At 63.3% G+C, this 18,468-nt stretch carries 10 protein-coding genes; 9 read left to right on the top strand and 1 reads right to left on the bottom strand.

The window, feature by feature from the left end; all coding sequences use genetic code 11:
• Positions 1 to 256: 256 nt before the first annotated feature.
• The 8 genes from glnE to ACYAS9_RS28200 all read left to right on the top strand — a co-directional run bounded on the left by glnE (position 257) and on the right by ACYAS9_RS28200 (position 10,339).
• Complete coding sequence (gene glnE, locus ACYAS9_RS28235) at positions 257 to 3,211, top strand: bifunctional [glutamate--ammonia ligase]-adenylyl-L-tyrosine phosphorylase/[glutamate--ammonia-ligase] adenylyltransferase (RefSeq protein WP_463571798.1); 2,955 nt, start codon at positions 257 to 259, stop codon at positions 3,209 to 3,211.
• 144 nt (positions 3,212 to 3,355) lie between these two features.
• Positions 3,356 to 4,390 (top strand): lipopolysaccharide heptosyltransferase II, encoded by a 1,035-nt coding sequence (gene waaF, locus ACYAS9_RS28230; protein ID WP_463571797.1) that lies wholly within the window; start codon positions 3,356 to 3,358, stop codon positions 4,388 to 4,390.
• Between the two features lie 2 nt (positions 4,391 to 4,392).
• Positions 4,393 to 5,457 carry a lipopolysaccharide heptosyltransferase I gene (waaC, locus tag ACYAS9_RS28225; RefSeq protein WP_463571796.1) on the top strand — a complete coding sequence of 355 codons (1,065 nt, stop codon included), beginning with the start codon at positions 4,393 to 4,395 and terminating at the stop codon, positions 5,455 to 5,457.
• Positions 5,457 to 6,581, top strand: a complete 1,125-nt coding sequence (locus ACYAS9_RS28220) for a glycosyltransferase family 4 protein (RefSeq protein WP_463571795.1) — start codon at positions 5,457 to 5,459, stop codon at positions 6,579 to 6,581. Before waaC ends, ACYAS9_RS28220 begins: the two co-directional genes overlap by 1 nt.
• Complete coding sequence (gene rfaP / locus ACYAS9_RS28215; RefSeq protein WP_463571794.1) at positions 6,578 to 7,384, top strand: lipopolysaccharide core heptose(I) kinase RfaP; 807 nt, start codon at positions 6,578 to 6,580, stop codon at positions 7,382 to 7,384. The genes ACYAS9_RS28220 and rfaP overlap by 4 nt, the downstream gene beginning before the upstream one ends.
• Positions 7,384 to 8,118 (top strand): lipopolysaccharide kinase InaA family protein, encoded by a 735-nt coding sequence (locus ACYAS9_RS28210; RefSeq protein WP_463571793.1) that lies wholly within the window; start codon positions 7,384 to 7,386, stop codon positions 8,116 to 8,118. The genes rfaP and ACYAS9_RS28210 overlap by 1 nt, the downstream gene beginning before the upstream one ends.
• Positions 8,115 to 8,891, top strand: a complete 777-nt coding sequence (locus tag ACYAS9_RS28205) for a lipopolysaccharide kinase InaA family protein (protein ID WP_463571792.1) — start codon at positions 8,115 to 8,117, stop codon at positions 8,889 to 8,891. The genes ACYAS9_RS28210 and ACYAS9_RS28205 overlap by 4 nt, the downstream gene beginning before the upstream one ends.
• On the top strand, positions 8,891 to 10,339 hold the full coding sequence (locus tag ACYAS9_RS28200; RefSeq protein ID WP_463571791.1) for a lipopolysaccharide kinase InaA family protein: 1,449 nt from the start codon (positions 8,891 to 8,893) through the stop codon (positions 10,337 to 10,339). The genes ACYAS9_RS28205 and ACYAS9_RS28200 overlap by 1 nt, the downstream gene beginning before the upstream one ends.
• Here the strand turns inward: ACYAS9_RS28200 and ACYAS9_RS28195 are convergent.
• A complete protein-coding gene (locus ACYAS9_RS28195) occupies positions 10,336 to 16,398 on the bottom strand; it encodes a dermonecrotic toxin domain-containing protein (protein WP_463571790.1) in 6,063 nt (2,020 codons plus the stop codon). The two genes, ACYAS9_RS28200 and ACYAS9_RS28195, sit on opposite strands and share 4 nt — an antisense overlap.
• 279 nt (positions 16,399 to 16,677) lie before the next feature.
• Between ACYAS9_RS28195 and ACYAS9_RS28190 the strand changes: the two genes are divergently transcribed.
• The gene (locus ACYAS9_RS28190; RefSeq protein ID WP_463571789.1) at positions 16,678 to 18,432 is read left to right on the top strand and encodes a carbamoyltransferase family protein; all 1,755 of its coding nucleotides are present in this window, start codon (positions 16,678 to 16,680) and stop codon (positions 18,430 to 18,432) included.
• Positions 18,433 to 18,468: the final 36 nt, after the last annotated feature.

The following is an 18,468-nucleotide window of genomic DNA, read 5'->3' as shown; positions in this document are numbered from 1 at the left end:
ATCGCCAACCATTTCAGCCTCTCGAATGATCCACCCAGTAGTAAAACTACAGAGAAATGGCCAAAACGCCCCTCTGATGTTGTGAAGTAAATCGTTACCGTTGCGCGTAAGTGAACCCGCAAGGGTGTAAGTTGCCATTTTCTGCCAATAAATCGAGTTTCTCAGCAATTTATTACTTTTGTTCGACAGCCGGTGCTGTCACTGAAATCTTACATTCATGGCACATAGCCCGTTGTTTGCCGATCAAGGATAGACCATGAGCCTCCCTTTGCTGGCCCCGATTGCGGCCATCCTGCTGCCTTCAGTTACCCGTGCGCAACAGACCTTTCGTACCGCCCTTGCCGGTGTGTCCGACGCTGAACAGGCCGCTTTCGATGCCTGGCCTGCCGAACGACACGCCGCCTTCGACCGCGTGTGCGCGGCCAGTGACTTTTTGACCGAACAGGTGTGCCGCGACCCGCAAATGCTGCTGGCGCTGGCCGACAGCGGCGAGCTGGAACGCCGTCTCGAGACCGGGCAATTGCGCCGGCAACTGGCCGACGCGGTGCTGATGGCCACCACCGAAGATGAACTGGGGCGTAATCTACGTCGTCAACGCACGCGCCAGCAAGTGCGCATCATCTGGCGCGACCTGACCCGCCAGGCCGACCTGATCGAGACCTGCCGCGACCTGTCGGACCTGGCCGATGCGAGCATCGACCTGGCCTATGAATGGCTTTACGTGCGCCTTTGCCAACAATTCGGCACCCCGACCGGCCGGCGCAGCGGCCAGGCGCAGCACATGGTCATTCTGGGCATGGGCAAGCTGGGCGCGGTCGAGCTGAACCTGTCATCGGACATCGACCTGATCTTCGCCTACCCCGAAGGCGGCGAAACCGTGGGCGTCAAACGCCCGCTGGATAACCAGGAGTTCTTCATTCGCCTGGGCCAGCGGCTGATCAAGGCGCTGGACCCGGTGACCGTCGACGGTTTTGTGTTCCGGGTCGACATGCGCCTGCGCCCGTATGGTTCCTCCGGTGCGCTGGTGCTGAGCTTCAATGCGCTGGAGCAGTACTACCAGGACCAGGGCCGCGACTGGGAACGCTACGCGATGATCAAGGCCCGCGTGGTCGGTGGCGATCAGGCCGCCGGTGCGCAATTGCAAGAGATGCTGCGCCCGTTCGTGTACCGGCGTTACCTGGACTTCTCGGCGATCGAAGCGCTGCGCACCATGAAGCAGCTGATCCAGCAGGAAGTGCGGCGCAAGGGCATGGCCGAGAATATAAAGCTGGGCGCCGGCGGCATTCGTGAAGTCGAGTTCATCGCCCAGGCCTTTCAGTTGATTCACGGCGGCCGCGACCTGAGCCTGCAACAACGCTCGCTGTTCAAGGTGCTCAAGACCCTGGAAGGCCAGGGCTACCTGCCGGTCGCGGTGACCGACGAGTTGCGCGAAGGCTATGAATTCCTGCGCTACACAGAGCATGCGATCCAGGCCATCGCCGACCGCCAGACCCAGATGCTGCCCGACAACGAACTGGATCAGGCGCGCATCGCCTTCATGCTCGGCTTTGCCGACTGGGCCAGCTTTCATGAGCGGCTGATGCACTGGCGCGGCCGGGTGTCGTGGCATTTCCGCCAGGTGATCGCCGACCCCGATTCTGATCCCGACGACGAGCAGGCCGACAGCGAAGTGGTGGTGGGCGGCGAATGGCTGCCTTTATGGGAAGAGTCCCAGGACGAAGAAGCCGCCTGCCGCCAGTTGCAGGAAGGCGGCTATCTGGATGCGCCCAAGGCACTCAAGCACCTGCACAACCTGCGTTCCAGCCCGCAATTGCGCTCGATGCAGCGCTTGAGCCGCGAGCGCCTGGACGCCTTTATCCCACGCCTGCTGGCCCAGGCGATCGAGCACGACAACCCAGATCTGGTGCTGGAGCGGGTACTGCCGCTGGTCGAGGCGGTGGCGCGGCGTTCGGCGTATCTGGTGCTGCTGACTGAAAACCCCGATGCCCTGCGCCGGCTGTTGACCCTGTGCGCGGCAAGCCCGTGGATCGCCGAGCAGATCGCGCGTTTCCCGCTGCTGCTCGACGAACTGCTCAACGAAGGCCGGCTGTTCAGCCCGCCCCAGGCGCCGGAGCTGACGGCCGAGCTGCACGAGCGGCTGATCCGCATCCCCGAGGATGACCTGGAACAGCAAATGGAGGCCTTGCGGCACTTCAAGCTGGCCCACGGCCTGCGCGTGGCCGCCTCGGAAATCAACGGCAGCTTGCCGTTGATGAAAGTCAGCGATTACCTGACCTGGCTGGCCGAAGCGATCCTGCAGCAAGTGCTGGCCCTGGCCTGGCGCCACACCGTGGCCCGCCACGGCACACCGCTGCGCCCGGACGGCACGCCGTGCGATCCGGCGTTTGTGATCGTCGGCTATGGCAAGGTCGGCGGCATCGAGCTGGGCCATGGTTCGGACCTCGACCTGGTGTTCATTCACGATGGCGACCCGCAAGCTGAAACCGACGGTCCCAAGCCGATCGACGGCGCGCAGTTCTTCACCCGGCTCGGGCAGCGGATCATTCATCTGATCACCACCCAGACCAACTCCGGCCAGCTGTATGAAGTCGACATGCGCCTGCGCCCGTCGGGCGCTTCAGGGCTGCTGGTCAGTTCGGTGGGGGCGTTTTCGCGTTATCAGGAAAACGAAGCCTGGACCTGGGAACACCAGGCGCTGGTGCGCGCGCGGGTGCTGGTCGGCAGCGCCGATGTGGGCGCCGCCTTCGAGCAGGTGCGGGCCTCGATTCTGGGCCGCGAACGTGACCTGGCCACCTTGCGCGCCGAGGTCAGCGAGATGCGCGCCAAGATGCGCGATAACCTCGGCAGCAAGGCCACCGCCGCCGGGCGCGCGGCCAATGCCTTCGAGGCGAACATGCCGTTCGACCTCAAGCAGGATGCCGGTGGTATCGTCGATATCGAATTTATGGTGCAATACGCGGCCCTGGCGTGGTCGCGAGAACATCCGCAACTGCTGCGTCATACCGACAACATCCGCATCCTTGAAGGCCTTGAAGAGGCCCGATTGCTGCCCGGCGCCGATGCCGGCCTGCTGCGCGAAGCCTACAAGGCCTACCGCTCGGCGGCCCACCGCCAGGCATTGCAGAAACAGGCAGGGGTTGTCGGTGGCGACCAGTTCCATGACCAGCGCCGCGAAGTGATGCGGATCTGGACAGCGCTGGGGTTGAGTTGATTGTTGGGGGCGCTCTTGAGAACGCTGGTCGGTTAAAGACTCCCACAGCTGAACGAATTGCATATTTATAGACAGGGAGGCGGCAGGTTGTGTGTTCGTATCACGCAGCCTGCCCGGCCTCCCTGATCGTTTGTGGATTTGGCGATGAACATTTTGATCGTTGGACCTAGCTGGGTCGGTGACATGGTGATGGCGCAAACGCTGTTCCAGTGCCTGAAACAGCGCCATCCCGAATGCGCCATCGACGTGCTGGCCCCCGAGTGGAGCCGGCCGATCCTTGAGCGCATGCCCGAAGTGCGCGCCGCCCTGAGCTTTCCGCTGGGCCATGGCGCCCTGGAACTGGCGACCCGGCGGCGCATCGGCAAGTCGCTGGCCGGCCAGTACGACCAGGCGATTCTGCTGCCCAATTCGCTCAAGTCGGCGCTGGTGCCGTTCTTTGCCGGCATCCCTAAGCGCACCGGCTGGCGCGGCGAGTTTCGCTACGGCCTGCTCAACGATGTGCGGCGCCTCGACAAGCAGCGCTACCCGCTGATGATCGAGCGCTTCATGGCGCTGGCGTATGACAAGGACGCCGAGCTGCCCACGCCGTACCCGCGGCCGAGCCTGCGCATTGATCCGGCCACCCGTGCGGCGGCGCTGGCGCGTTTTGGCCTGGCCCTTGAGCAACCGGTGCTGGCTTTGTGTCCGGGCGCCGAGTTCGGCGAGGCCAAGCGCTGGCCCAGCGAGCATTACGCCAGGGTGGCCGATGCACTGATCCGTCAGGGCTGGCAGGTCTGGCTGTTCGGCTCGAAAAAGGATCATCCGGTCGGCGAGAGCATTCGCCAGGACCTGATCCCCGGCCTGCGCGAAGAAGTCACCAACCTGTGCGGCGAGACCTCTCTGGCCGAGGCCATCGACCTGTTGTCGTGCGCCCAGTCAGTGGTGTCCAACGATTCGGGCCTGATGCACGTGGCCGCCGCGCTGAACCGGCCGCTGGTGGCCGTCTACGGTTCGACCTCGCCGGGCTTTACCCCGCCTTTGGCCGATGAAGTCGAAATCGTCCGCCTGGGCCTGGAATGCAGCCCGTGTTTTGACCGCACCTGCCGCTTTGGCCATTACAACTGCCTGCGCCTGCTCGAACCCGATGCGGTGATCGAGGCGCTGACCCGCCTGGTCGGCACGCCGATCGAGGTGACCTGATCTTGCGGGTTCTGCTGATCAAGACCTCGTCGCTGGGCGATGTGATTCATACCTTGCCGGCCCTCACCGATGCGGCCCGTGCCGTGCCGGGCATTCGCTTCGACTGGGTGGTCGAAGAAGGCTTTGCCGAGATTCCGACCTGGCACCCGGCGGTCGACAAGGTGATCCCGGTGGCGATTCGCCGCTGGCGCAAGAACCTCTGGCAGACCTTCAAGAATGGCGAGTGGCAGGGCTTCAAAAAACGCCTGCGCGAGACTTCCTACGATGTGGTGATCGACGCTCAGGGCCTGTTCAAGAGTGCCTGGCTGACCCGCTATGTCAGCGCCCCGGTGGCCGGGCTCGACAGCGATTCGGCGCGCGAACCTGTCGCCAGCCGCTTTTATGACCGGCGCTACCCGGTGCCCCGTGGTCAGCACGCGGTCGAGCGTTTGCGCCAGTTGTTTGCCCAGGCTTTGAACTATGAGCTGCCCAAAGGCCTGGGCGACTACGGGCTTAACCCGTTGCAAGCCCCTGATGCCGGTCTCGAAGCGCCTTATGTGCTGTTTTTGCACGGCACGACATGGGCCACCAAACACTGGCCGGAACTGTACTGGCGGCAACTGGCCGAGCTGATGGCCGCACGCGGCCTGAATGTGCGCCTGCCATGGGGCAATCCTGCTGAAAAGGCCCGCGCCGAGCGCATCGCCGAAGGGCTGGGCAACGCGCAGGTGCTGCCCAAGCTCAATCTGGCCGGCGTCGCCCGCGTACTGGCCGGCGCCGAAGCCTGCGTTGCCGTCGACACCGGTATTGGCCATTTGGCTGCTGCGCTGGATGTGCCGACCATTTCGCTGTTCGGCCCGACCAATGCCGGGCTGACCGGCGCCTATGGTCCGTCGCAGGTGCACCTGGCCAGCGACTGGCCGGCCTGTGCGCCGTGCCTGCAAAAGAAATGCACCTACAACCCGAGCCCCGACGACCAGTCGCGGTTTGATCTCAAGCGCGAGTGGCCTTTGTGCTTCACTCGTCTGAATCCCGAGCGAGTAGCGAGCCAGTTGGGCGCGCTGTTGCTGGCAAAGGAACCTGGCTGATGCAACTGGCTTTTGTCCTCTATAAATACTTCCCGTTTGGCGGCCTGCAACGCGACTTCATGCGCATTGCCCAGGAGTGCCAGGCGCGCGGTCATCAAATCCGTGTCTACACCCTGATCTGGGAAGGCGATGTGCCGCCCGGTTTCGAGGTGCTGGTCGCGCCGGTCAAGGCGCTGTTCAACCATCGGCGCAACGAAAAGCTCAGCGCCTGGATGGCCGAAGACCTGGCCAAGCGCCCGGTCGACCGTCTGGTCGGCTTCAACAAGATGCCTGGCCTGGACGTTTACTACGCCGCCGACGGCTGCTTTGAAGACAAGGCACAAAACCTGCGCCACTCGCTGTACCGCAAGTGGGGCCGCTACCGGCACTTCGCCGAGTACGAGCGCGCCGTATTCGCCCCTGAGGCCAAGACCCAGGTATTGATGATCTCCGAGGTGCAGCAGCCGCTGTTCATCAAGCACTACAACACCCCGTTGTCGCGCTTTCACCTGTTGCCGCCGGGCATTTCCCAGGACCGCCGGGCGCCGGCCGACGCGCCGCAGATTCGTGCAGCGTTTCGCCAGGAATTCGGCCTGGGCGAGCATGATTTGCTGCTGGTGCAGATCGGTTCCGGGTTCAAGACCAAGGGCGTCGATCGCAGCCTCAAGGCGCTGGCCGCCTTGCCGGCCGAGCTGAAGAAGCGCACCCGGCTGTTTGTCATCGGCCAGGACGACCCCAAGGTCTTCCAGTTGCAGAGCAAGGCGCTGGGCCTGGGCGAGCAGGTGACCTTCATGAAGGGCCGCAGCGACATCCCGCGTTTTCTGCTGGGCGCCGATGCGTTGATTCACCCGGCGTACAACGAAAACACCGGCACGGTGCTGCTCGAAGCGGCGGTGGCCGGGCTGCCGGTGCTGGTCAGTGCGGTGTGCGGTTATGCCCATTACATCAGCGAGGCCGATTGCGGCCTGGTGGTCGACGAGCCGTTCGAACAGGCGCAGTTCAACCGCGCGCTGGTAAACATGCTCGACGATGACGCTGCGCGCCAGCGCTGGGCACGCAATGGCCTGGCCTTTGCCGACAGCGCCGACTTGTACAGCATGCCGCAGCACGCGGCCGATGTGATTCTGGCGGAGCATGATGAATGAAGCTGTTCCTCGCTGAACCCTTCAAGACCCTCTGGGCCGGGCGTGATGCCTTTGCCGAGGTCGAGCGTCTCGAGGGGCAGGTGTATCGCGAGCTGGAAGGCCGTCGCACGTTGCGTACCGAAGTCGACGGGCGCGGTTACTTCGTCAAGATTCACCGTGGCATCGGCTGGGGTGAAGTGGCCAAGAACCTGTTCAGCGCCAAGCTGCCGGTGCTCGGCGCCGGCCAGGAATGGAAAGCCATCGAGCGCCTGCACCAGGCCGGTGTCGCGACCATGACCGCCGTGGCGTACGGCGAGCGCGGCGGCAATCCGGCGGCCCAGCACTCGTTCATCATTACCGAAGAGCTGGCGCCGACCCTGAGCCTTGAAGACATCAGCCTCAACTGGCGTCAGGAACCGCCCGAGCCACGCCTCAAGCGCGCCTTGATTGCCGAGGTGGCGAGCATGGTCGGCGGCATGCACCGTGCCGGCGTCAATCACCGCGACTGTTATATCTGCCACTTTTTGCTGCACACCGACAAACCGGTCACGGCGGACGATTTCCGCCTGTCGGTGATTGATCTGCACCGCGCCCAGACCCGCCGGGCGATTACCCCGCGCTGGCGCAACAAGGACCTGGCGGCGCTGTATTTCTCGGCGCTGGACATCGGCCTGACCCGGCGCGACAAGCTGCGCTTTCTCAAGGCCTATTTCCGCCTGCCGCTGCGGCAGATTCTCAAGCAGGAAGCCGCCTTGCTGCGCTGGCTGGAGAAAAAGGCCGACAAGCTCTACCAGCGCAAACTGCGCTACGGGGATGCACTCTGATGGCGGGCTGGACACTGGAGCCCGAATACGCAGCGCTGGCAGACGACTTTGGCAGCCTGGACACGGTGTTTGCCCTGCAAGGCGAGCGCCTGACCCGCGACCCGTTATCGGAGGTGATCCGTATCGAGCGTGGCGGCGTGCAGTATTACGTCAAGCGTTACTCCGGCGCGGGCAAGGGTTTGCGCCGCTATCTGGGCCGACCACGGGTCAAGTCCGAGTGGCAGAACCTCAAGCGCTTCGCCAAGTGGGGCATTCCCACCGCCGACGTGGTCGCCTGGGGACTGGAGCGCAATGGCGCGGTGTATGAGCGCGGCGCGCTGATCACCCGCGGCTTGCCCAATACCGAAGACCTGCTGGCGCTGGCGCAACGCGACGATGCGCGCCTGAGCGACCCGGCGTGGGTCGACGGCATCAGTCGGCAACTGGCGCGCTATACGCGCATCCTGCATGACCAGCACTTCACCCATAACGACTTGAAGTGGCGCAACCTGCTGGTCGACGATCAGGCACGCCTGTTCCTGATCGACTGCCCGAACGGTGCGTTCTGGTGGGGTTTTCTGCTGCGCTACCGCATTACCAAAGACCTGGCCTGTCTGGACAAGGTTGCCAAGTACAAGCTGTCGACCACCCAGCGTCTGCGCTTCTATCTGCAATACCGCGAGCGTTCGCACCTGAATGCGGCTGACAAGAAGCGCATCCGTCACGTGGTCAGTTTTTTCGAGGGCCGCGAATGAGCGTGTTCATTGCAAGCGACGAGCAGGCGCTGCTGGAGCGTCATGGCCTCAGCGACTTTCAGTCGCTGTGGGACCTGGCGCTCGATGCGGTGGACGAACCCAACACCGGTCGCGGCGGCTGGAGCAGCGTGTTTCGTCTGGACCTTGAAGGCCAGGGTTTCTACCTCAAGCGCCAGAGCAACTACCTGACCCACACGCTGCACCGTCCGTTTGGCGAGCCGTCGTTTTCGCGGGAATTTCGCAACATCAGCCGCTACCGGAAAATGGGTATTCCAGCGTTACAGGCGGTGTTCTATGGCGAGCGCAAGGTCAACGGCGAGCGCCGGGCGATCCTCATGACCCGCGCGCTGGACGGCTGGACCGACCTTGATGCGCTGTTGCAGCGCTGGAGCGAGGTGCCCGACGCCGAGCGCCGGGCGATCCTGCGTGCTTGTGGACAACTGGCGCGCACGCTGCACGGCGCCGGACAGATTCACGGCTGCTTTTACCCCAAGCACATCTTTGTCCAGGCCCAGCCCCATAGCCAGAATCAAGGCGCCGCGTACAGCGCCCAGCTTATCGACCTGGAAAAGACCCGGCCGTCGTTGTTCGGCCAGCGTGACCTGACCAAGGATCTGGAGCCGCTGTTTCGTCGTGCGCCCATGTGGAACGAGGCCGAACAGCGTGAGTTGCTGGGGGCTTACTTGCAGGCGCCCGGCGACAGCCCGGCGGTGGATGCCTGGCGCGAACGCCTGAACCGGCGTGGTAAACACAAGCAGAAAGAGAGCCGTTGATGCGCCTTAGCGAACTGGAACATGCCGGCCGCAGCCCGGCCTTGCCGCTTAACCTGACCCTCGCCGATGCGGCTGGCCCCGCCGAGCTGCAACTGCTGAGTCTGTTGCGCGTACTGCCGGGCCAGCGTTATGTCGGCGCCGGCGTCTGGCGCGGGCGCACGGTGCTGGCCAAGCTGCTGGTCGGCAACAAGGCGGCGCGGCACTTTCAACGCGAGCGCGACGGCGTGCTGCTGCTGGCTGAGCTGGGTGTCACCACGCCGCTGCTGCTGGCCGACGGTCTGCAGGACGGTGAGGGCGGCTGGTTGCTGTTCGAACTGCTTGAGGAGGCTCCAAGCCTGGGCGCTGCCTGGGAACAGGTGCAGCATTTACCGGCCCTGGCTGACGAACAACAGGTGGTGCTGGGCGAAGCGCTGGCAGCGATCGGCCAATTGCATTTGAAGGGCTTGTGGCAAGAAGACCTGCACCTGGACAACCTGCTGCGTCATGCCGGCAAGCTGTACTGGATCGACGGCGCCGGCATTTGCGTCGAACAGCCCGGCCAGCCGCTGTCACGGCAAAAGGTGCTGGACAATCTCGGCGTGTTCTTCGCCCAGTTGCCCAAGCGCTTCGAGCCGTTTACCGAAGAGTTGCTGGTGCATTACCTGCTCAGCAATGGCGAGCATGGCCTGCCGATGGAAGCCCTGCAAAAGCAGATCGACAAGGTGCGCCAGTGGCGCATGAAGGACTTCCTGAGCAAGACCTGCCGCGAGTGCAGCCTGTTCAGCGTGGTGGATAACGCCTCGCGCTTTCAGGCGATTCGCCGCGAAGAAGTGGCGGCAATGTTGCCGGTGCTTGATCGCGCCGATGAGTTGCTCGACGCCGGGCACCTGTACAAGACCGGCGGCGCGGCGAGTGTCGGGCGGGTCGAGGTGCAGGGCCGGCCGTTGGTCATCAAGCGCTACAACATCAAGAATTTCAGCCACTGGCTCAAGCGCTTCTGGCGCCCGAGCCGGGCCTGGCATTCATGGCGTGAAGCCAATCGGCTGATGTTTCTCGACATCGCCACGCCCAAGCCGCTGGCGGTGCGCGAGCAGCGCTTTCTGGGTTTGCGCCACAAGGCGTGGCTGGTCACCGAGTTTCTGCCGGGGCCGGACATCATCGAACGCTTTGCGCCGTATGTAACCACCGGCGAAGTCCCCGAGGCCGAGTTGCAGGCGCTGGAGCAGTTGTTTGCACAACTGATCCGCGAGCGCATCAGCCACGGTGATTTCAAGGGCCATAACCTGTTCTGGCATCAGGACCGCTGGGCGCTGATCGACCTCGATGCGATGCAGCAGCACAGCTCGCAGGCGGCGTTTGCCGCAGCCTTTGCCCGCGACCGCGCGCGCTTTATGCGCAACTGGCCAGAAGGCAGCGCGCTGCGCCAAATGCTGGAGCAGCGCCTGCCGAACGAGGGCGGTGTGGTTTAGCCCACGCGCGTCAGGTTGATCTCCTCAAGTCCCACCACCAGCGCGTCCATGTCGTCGTAAGGCGTCAGATGGACGCCGGCCCAGGTTGACCGGTCCAGGTACAACTTGCCTTCGGCATTGACCTGTACCGGGGTGCGGTGAATCTGCAGGTCGCGAGAGCGATGCACGACCGTGTGCAGGTTGCCCTCGTCTTGCTCGACCAGAAATTTTCCAGGGCGGTTAAGGCGCTCCCCAAGCGACATGGGTTGAGGTGGGCGAATGGTGGTGATGGGCCTGACCACCTCGATGTCTACCCGATAGTCGCCTTTGATGTGCGCGGTTTTCTCACCCAGGTCAATCCGGACAAACTCACCCGGATCGCGGAACACGCCGGTTGTATGCCCGGCCGGCACATCGACCACGTTCAGGCCGATGCCGCCTTGCAGTTCCGCCAGGCCCGGCACCAGGTTCTGGTAAGTGTTGGAGTGGCTGTTGCCGACCAGTGCAATCCACTTGTGCGCGCCGATGACTTGCTGATGCCTGTCGATGGTGCGCGAGGCAAAGTAATTCATCATCTGCTGGCGGGTCGTGGGCGCCGGTTGATCGATTGACTTGATGTAGTAACTGGCCGAGCAATCGATGGCGCGCACCTCCAGGCCGTGCTGGCGTGAGGCGAGTACCAGCCGCTCGAAGGTGTAGATTCCTCCTGGATCGGTATGGTGGCCGCGATCCAGCTTCTTCAGGTCATACAGCAGCGCTTTGCTCATCTCTCCGGTTTCAAAGAAACGGTCCAGGTCGGCCTGATGAAAGTCGCTCAGCAGATGTTCCATGTACAGCGTCTTGACGTTTTGCTGCGACAACAGCGGCAGGTGGTCGATGATCAGTTTTTTGCTGGCAATGGAGGCGTGCGACTCGCCCACCACCACGGCATGGCTGTGCCGATACAGCGTTGCAAGAAAGTCGCCCAGGTCTGTTTGCGCCTCGATTGCCGGCAGCGTGGGCCGAGCCGGCAGCTCGGTCGCGATGATCGTGCGGGCATCGGCTTGCAGTGTGCTGCGCAAGGTAAAGAACTCTTGGCGCACCCGGTTCAACGCCGGGTCTCCGAGGGCGTAGGCCTGATCGAGACCTTTGGACTCGAAGTTCGCCAGCTGGTGCAGGATGCTGCGCTGTGGCACCGGCATATCGTAGGTTGTGTCGAGCAAGGACTGCTCGATGGCGGTCACTGGTTTGTTGGTTGCCCAGTGCTCGGGTTCTATCTGCAGCCAGCCATCGGTGTCGCTCCAGCGAAATCCGTACTCGCCGGCCCAGCGCTCTGCGGCCTCGGGGCTCTGCTTGCTGCCCAGCGTATTGAACAGGGCCAGGTCCAGTGCCGTGCGGGGTGGCAGCGGTGCGGCAATGATCAGCGGGTTGGCAAACTCAAGGATGAAATCGAAGCGGTTGTCCGGGGTTTGCGCGGCCTGGGTGATGCGCATGGCGCGCCCGCCGGCAATGTCCTTGATCTGCACGCTGGGCACTCCCTGCAACTCGGCAAGGCCGGGCAGCGAATCATCCGAAACCGCCAGCGTCTCATCGAGCAAGGCTATCCAGCGTCTTGACGGGTCGTTCGCCGCGTCGCTGCTGATGAGCGTGTGGCCGAAGAAGTTGCTCATCTTTCGACCGGCCACGGGGTCTTCGGCGGCCGCGACAACGGCATGATCGACAAATGGATAACTGATCGAGGAGTTGAAAGGCCGGACTTCAATGCCTTGCCGGTGTGCGGCCTTGATCAGGTGGTAGTAGTCGTATTCGCTGGTCTGGTTCGCCAGCGCGCCTGCGTTCAGGCGCTCAAGGTGATGTTTGATTGCATGTGAGCCCGCCCGGCTTTTATTGCCTGCCTGGCGATAGCGGGCGAGTTTGTGCAAATGCTTGTCGAGCAGCACATGCTCGATGTAGAGAATCTCGACACGCTGTTCGGCCCACAAGGGCATGTTGAGCATCAGCAGCCGCTTGCTGGCGACCGATCTGGGGGCTTCGCCCAGCACCATGCCGTTGCTGTGGGCGAAGATGTTTTCGACCAGTGCACCGAGCGTTGCAGGCGATGGCAGGGCGGGCAGCGCCCGCCTGGGCGGCAATGGCGGGTTCAGGAAAAATGCATGGGCGTCCCGATAAAGCTTGTCGCGGCGCGCGGCAAATGTCTCACGCACGCTCTTGAACATCGCTTCGAAATAATCCTCAAGGCCCATCTCGGTCGGGTCATAGCGCTCTTTACTCAGGATGACCTCCAGGTGCGTTTGCATGTGCGTGGGCATCTGGTAGTCATCCAGCCGTGTGAGGGCGGCAGTGTCCGTACCTGATTGATCGGGCAAAGGGCTGTAGCGTTTCGGGCTGTTGGGGCGGCCGCCGCGTAACTGCTGGCGGTCGAGCAACTGCCAGGTGCCCTGATCGTCCAGGCGCACGGGCTGCTTGCCGAAAAAGGCGAACGGGTTGTGCGGATCGATGATCTGCCAGCAGTTGAGCGGCGCCTCGTATTGCACCTGCCAGGTCTTGCCGGAAAATTCGATGTAATGATTGCCGTCGACCACGCAGACACCTTTGCCGTGCGCCATCTTCATGCGCGGTGCATCGCGCAACGAAAGCTCGACCGGACGGCCATTGCGCACGCCCGCGACGCTGAGCGCCGGGTCATCGGACGGCGCGCCCAGCGCTTGCCAGCGGCCGCGGCTCGTCGGGCTGGCGAAATGCCCGGTGGCACGCAGCTCTGGCGTGGCGGCGTCGACCGTGCGCAGCACCGGAAAATGACCGTTGCTGTCGGCCTTGCCGAGCAGAAACGGTTCGTCCTGCAGGGTCACGGGAAACAGGTCGTCATAACGCGGCAAGGAAACATGATGCTGCAACGGCGGCAGCATCGAGGCGGTGCGCGGCGCGTGACCGGACGGGCGCAACCAGCCGCCAAACCCCTTGAGTCCCGAATGCAGGTCGCCTGCCGCGCCCAGGCCATTGAACATGGCGGTCAGCAGATAGGCGCTGGCGACGTCGCTGTCACCTTCGCGCAAGGCCTTGAACGCGCGCACGGTGTCATGCAGGGACAACAGCGCGCCGACGGCAAAGCTGGCCGGTGGAAAGGGCAGCGTGACCACCGTGGCGATCACCTCGACGGTGGTCCAGATCAGCCTGGCGAGCATGTCATTGCGCCCGGTCGCGGTCTCTTCCACTTCACGCAGCGTGCGCATGACCCGCCGGTTGAAACAGGTGTCGGCAAAGTCGGCGATCGACTCTTTCGGCAGGAACGGCGGCTTGTTGGCGTTGCCCTTGTGCATATCGCGCAGAAAGAACGCCAAGGTCTTGCGGGCCTTGCTGCGGCAGCGGTCCTTGTAGTAATCGATCATGCCCGGCGTGCCCAGCGATTCGGTAAAAGTGCTGAACAGCCGCCACTCGATGCCGTCCGGTGCCTGCGGCGTATACAGCAGCGCCGACTGGCGCACGGTGGTCGGCAGCACGGCAATGCAGCCTTGCACGGTCTCGATATTGATCAGTTGGGTGGTGGGGATGACCAGTTGATCGATGCCGCTCACTTGTGAGCCGATAAAGGGTTTGTCCACATGAATCTGCAACGGATAGAGCGGGTAGTGCTCGCGTGTCTGCGCGTCATTCAGGTGGGCATGCTCGATCGAATCGCGCAGCCACTGGTACTGCGTTGCATTGATATGGCCCTTGAGCAGGCTGCGCAAGGCGGCGCCCTTCATCTGCAATTGAGTGATCAGCAGGCTGGCCTCGCGCCGGTATTGATAGCCGTCCGACAGGGCATTGAGCAGCGTGGCCCTGACCCGCGCAATGTAATCGTCGGCCAGCCATTTGCCGCGTATCGACGCGGTGACGCTGACGGGCGACAGCAGGCTCAGGTTCACGCCCGGCGGGCCACTGAAGGTTGCCTGGGTGTCGGCGCCGGGGTTGATGAAATCAATGCTGTCGTCGTAGCCCTTGAGCAGCATATCGGTGTAGCTGAGGGTTTCGCGCGCGCTGGTGATGGTGATGAAGTCCGGGTCTGCGCGGCCCAGTGGCAACATCAGCAACTCGCTGATCTGCTGGCTGGCGCGGGCGTGCACATAGTCGCTGAACGGTTGCAGGCGGGTATGTGCTTTGGCCTCGTAGTTGTTCAACGCGCCGGCGGCGGTGTCCTCCAGGGCGAGCAGTTCCTGGCGCTGGGCAAGGCTGGCGTCTCGATACCAGTCGGGGGTGTGTTGCGCCTGTTCGGAGAGTGCTACTTGCACGTGCTCCTCGGCGAGGAGGCGCAAGCCGGTGTCGAAGTCCGCCAGGCTGATCAACTGCATGAAGTCCCAGGCCGGCTGCGGCTTGAGCTTCAGCTCGGCATAGGTCTGGGCCAGGCCTGAGCGGGCCTCGACTGCCAGTTGACTGAGCAGATACTGGGTCATCACATCCGAGGACGACCAGCCGACCAGCTCATGCAGCAGTTGGTTTTCGTTGCTGAATGCCTTGAAGCGCTGTGCCTGGGGCGCGTCGGTGGCGACCAGGATCAGGCGCTCCGGTTGGCCGGCGGGCGTCTGTTGGCGAAACACCAGCAGTTTGCTCAGCACCTGGCCGCCCAGTTGCACGTGCTGGACACTCAGGCCGGGCGCGGGGGTGGCGCTTTTCAGTTCGGTGATGGCCTGCACCGTCGCAAAGTCTTCAGGCGCGATGTGCCCTTGCATCCGCGCTGCAAAGGCCTGCGCGGCAATGTGTCGGCGAGTCAGCAGGCACATCAGGTGCAGGTTGTCGGCTTTCTGATAATGCGTGTGCTGGAATGCCTTGAAGGCCAGGCGCAGGTCGAGCTCTTCGATCACCTGGGCAAGATAAGCCGGGGTCAGCGATGACCAGGCGCCGGGCAGTGCTGCGCCGGCCACTGTCAGCGTGGTGTGTTCGAGAAAGGCCGACCCCGCCGTGCGGTCGTCCGGGTGCAGGCCGTACAGGGCCAGCTCTACCAGCGAACGTGTCACGGTGCAGGTTTCGCCGGTCACCGCCAGGGGGCGCCGGGTGCTGACGGTCAGCGTGGCCGGGTCTGGCGCGTAGCCCAGGTCGTTGCTCAGGCGGGTGCGCAAATGTGCCTGGGCGAAATGCTCAGGGGATGCGGCCGCGCCCAGCACACTGAGCAGGGCGCGGCAGGCCTCATCATACTGTTGCAGGTGTTGGCCATAGCGGTTCAGGTCATCGCTGTGCGCATTCTTGATCCAGTCCGGCAGGCTTTGCCGGTGGCGGCTTTCAAGGCCGGCCAGTTCGCGCAGCGCGAGCATCGCGGCCGGGCCGAGCAGGCCTTGCATGGCGATGGCCCGGTTGATCGAGGCCTCATGCTCGACGCGGCCTGCCAGTGTGCAGGCGTAGCGCACGTCCTCACGCTGTTTATGCCGCAGCCGGGCGATGGCGTGGGCATAGGGCGCTGCGCTGATCGGCCGCAGCAACAGGTGCGCGGCCGTGAACGGCTCAAGGTACAGGTCCGGGTCCAGGTCGATGCTGCTCAGCAGGTCCTGATGCTGCTGTTCGACACAGTTGAGCAGCGCATTGCGCGATTGCAGGTCATTCAGCCAGCGCGCCAGCCCGGCATTCATTTCATCGCGGCTGGCAAAGCCCGTGGCGCCGAGTCCGGGCAGCACCAGCAAGGTATGGCCTTGCTCATGGCTCATGACCAGCGCGCCGGCCACCTCGACGTCGATGCCTGTCTGGAACTGCACATGCAGGGCAAAGTGCTGCGTGGCCGTTGCGGGTTGATCGGCAGCACCTGGCAGGCACTGGGCGTATCTGGCCTCAAGATTACCTTCATGAATCTTGAGGCTCAGTTCATCGTGCAGCGCCTGTTGCAGGCCATGGAGAAACAGCGCGTTACGTTTTGTCTCCCAGTAATCGTCAAGGCGTTGCAGCAGGCTGGCCAGCTCTTGGGTTTGTTGCGCGGTGTTCGAGGTGCCGAACGCATCGAGCAAGGCCGCGGGCGCCGCAGGCAGGGCATTCAGTTCGGCCTGCAGGCGGACAGTCAGGTCGGCGAGGCTTTGCAGCGCAGCGACGGCGGCCGGCACGGTATCGGCAGGCAGGTTCGGGGGTGGCGTAAAGGTTTGCATCGCAGGGAGTTTCCATTGAGCGCAGGGGGGCGATGGCCATCGGGCCGGTGGAGATGGGCTCAATCAATCAAAAGCGCGGGGCGCCGGGGTACTAGATAGTTAGTGCATGTTCACGGGCGTGAAGTGGTGGGGCTACAAACGGCATTCGTCCCCGCGCAGCCAAAATTCCAGTCATTAGGCTATAATCCCGCGCTTTAGCTGTCCCGGCCCGCTGTGCGGGGGGCACTCCTTTTCTCGGGCGCACAGCGCCCGCAAGCAGACTAAAGAGGCTAGACCCTAGTGGCATTGACGATCCTTGGCCTGTCTGGCGCCCTTAGCCATGATCCTTCCGCGGCCCTGTACATCGACGGCAAACTGATTGCCGCCGCCGAAGAAGAGCGCTTCGTGCGCGACAAGCACGCAAAGAACCGCATGCCTTACGAGTCGGCGAAGTTCTGCCTGGAGCAGGCCGGCATCAAGCCGTCGGACGTCGACGTGGTGGCGATTCCGTTCGCGCCGATCAGCCTGTTCGGCAAGGCCCGCTGGCACTACGCCAAGCGTTACTGGTACGCGCCGGACCGCGCCCTGGATGCGCTGCTGATGGGCAACCGTCGCTACAAGCGCTACCGCAACAAGATCGTCTGGTGCCTGGAGCAACTGGGTTTCGATCCGAAAAAGATCAAGATCGAGCCGGTCGAGCACCACCTGGCCCACGCTGCCAGCGCCTATCACTGCTCGGGCTTCACCGAGAAAACCGCGATCCTGGGCATCGACGGCAAGGGCGAGTACGCCACGACCTTCTTCGGTTATGGCGAGCACGGCAAGATCCACAAGATCAAGGAATTCTATGACCCTGACTCGCTGGGCGGCCTGTACGGCGCAATCACCGAGTTCCTCGGCTTCGAGATGCTCGACGGCGAGTTCAAGGTCATGGGCATGGCGCCGTATGGCGATGCCAGCAAGTACGATTTCTCGCGTCTGGCCACTTTTGAAAACGGCGAGCTGGTGATCAACACCGAACTGGCCAACGTCATCGGCTTGCGCCGCTATAAAGAGAAGGGCAAGGGCTTCTACTTCTCGCCCAAGCTGATCGAATGGCTGGGCCCCAAGCGAGTGGGCGATGTCGCCGACGAGCCGTATATCCATTACGCGGCCAGCATGCAGGCGCTGTTTGAAAAGCTCGCCTTGCAGATGATGGCCCACTACCTGGGCGACATCCTCAAGCAGACCGGCAAGATCGCCTTTGCCGGCGGCTGTGCGTTGAACGTCAAGCTCAACCAGAAAATCATCGCCCGTCCCGAAGTCAAAGAGCTGTTCGTGCAGCCGGCTTCCGGCGACGCCGGCACGGCGGTCGGTGCCGCAGCTTACGTGTCGCATGCCCGTGGCGTGCCGGTCGAGAAGATGGAACACGTCTACCTCGGCCCCTCGTACAGCAACGAAGACGTGATTGCGGCCTGTGCCCGTCACCCGAGCCAGCCCAAGTGGCGCAAGATCGACAACATGCCCGAGCGCATCGCGCAGATCATGGTCGACGGCAACCCGGTGGCCTGGTTCCAGGGCCGCATGGAGTTCGGTCCGCGCGCCCTGGGCGGTCGTTCGATCATCGGCTGCCCGAGCGTGCCGGGCGTCGCCAACCGCATCAACGAGCAGATCAAGTTCCGCGAGCGCTGGAGACCCTTCTGCCCGTCGATGCTCGACACCGTTGCACCGCAGATGATCACCATCGATCACCCGGCGCCGTTCATGACCTTCACTTTCGAAGTCGCCGAAGAATGGAAGACCCGCGTGCCGGAAGTCGTCCATGAAGACGGCACCTCGCGGGCCCAGGTGCTCAAGCGCGAATACAACCCGCGCTACTACGACATGATGAAGGCGCTGGAAAACCTCACCGGCAACGGCGTGTCGCTGAACACCTCGCTGAACCGCCGTGGCGAACCGATGATCTGCTCGCCGACCGATGCGCTGAACATGTTCTTCGGCTCGGACCTGGAATACCTGATCATGGAAGATATCCTGGTGGTCAAAGACGGTGTGAAGGCTTATGAGCAGCTCTAAAAACTACCTGCGTTGTCATCGCTGCGTTAAAAACAG

The organism is Pseudomonas sp. HP_08 (genome assembly GCF_055284095.1).
The sequence above is the reverse complement of the archived record's forward strand: the minus strand, read 5'-3'. Positions and strand labels throughout refer to the sequence as shown.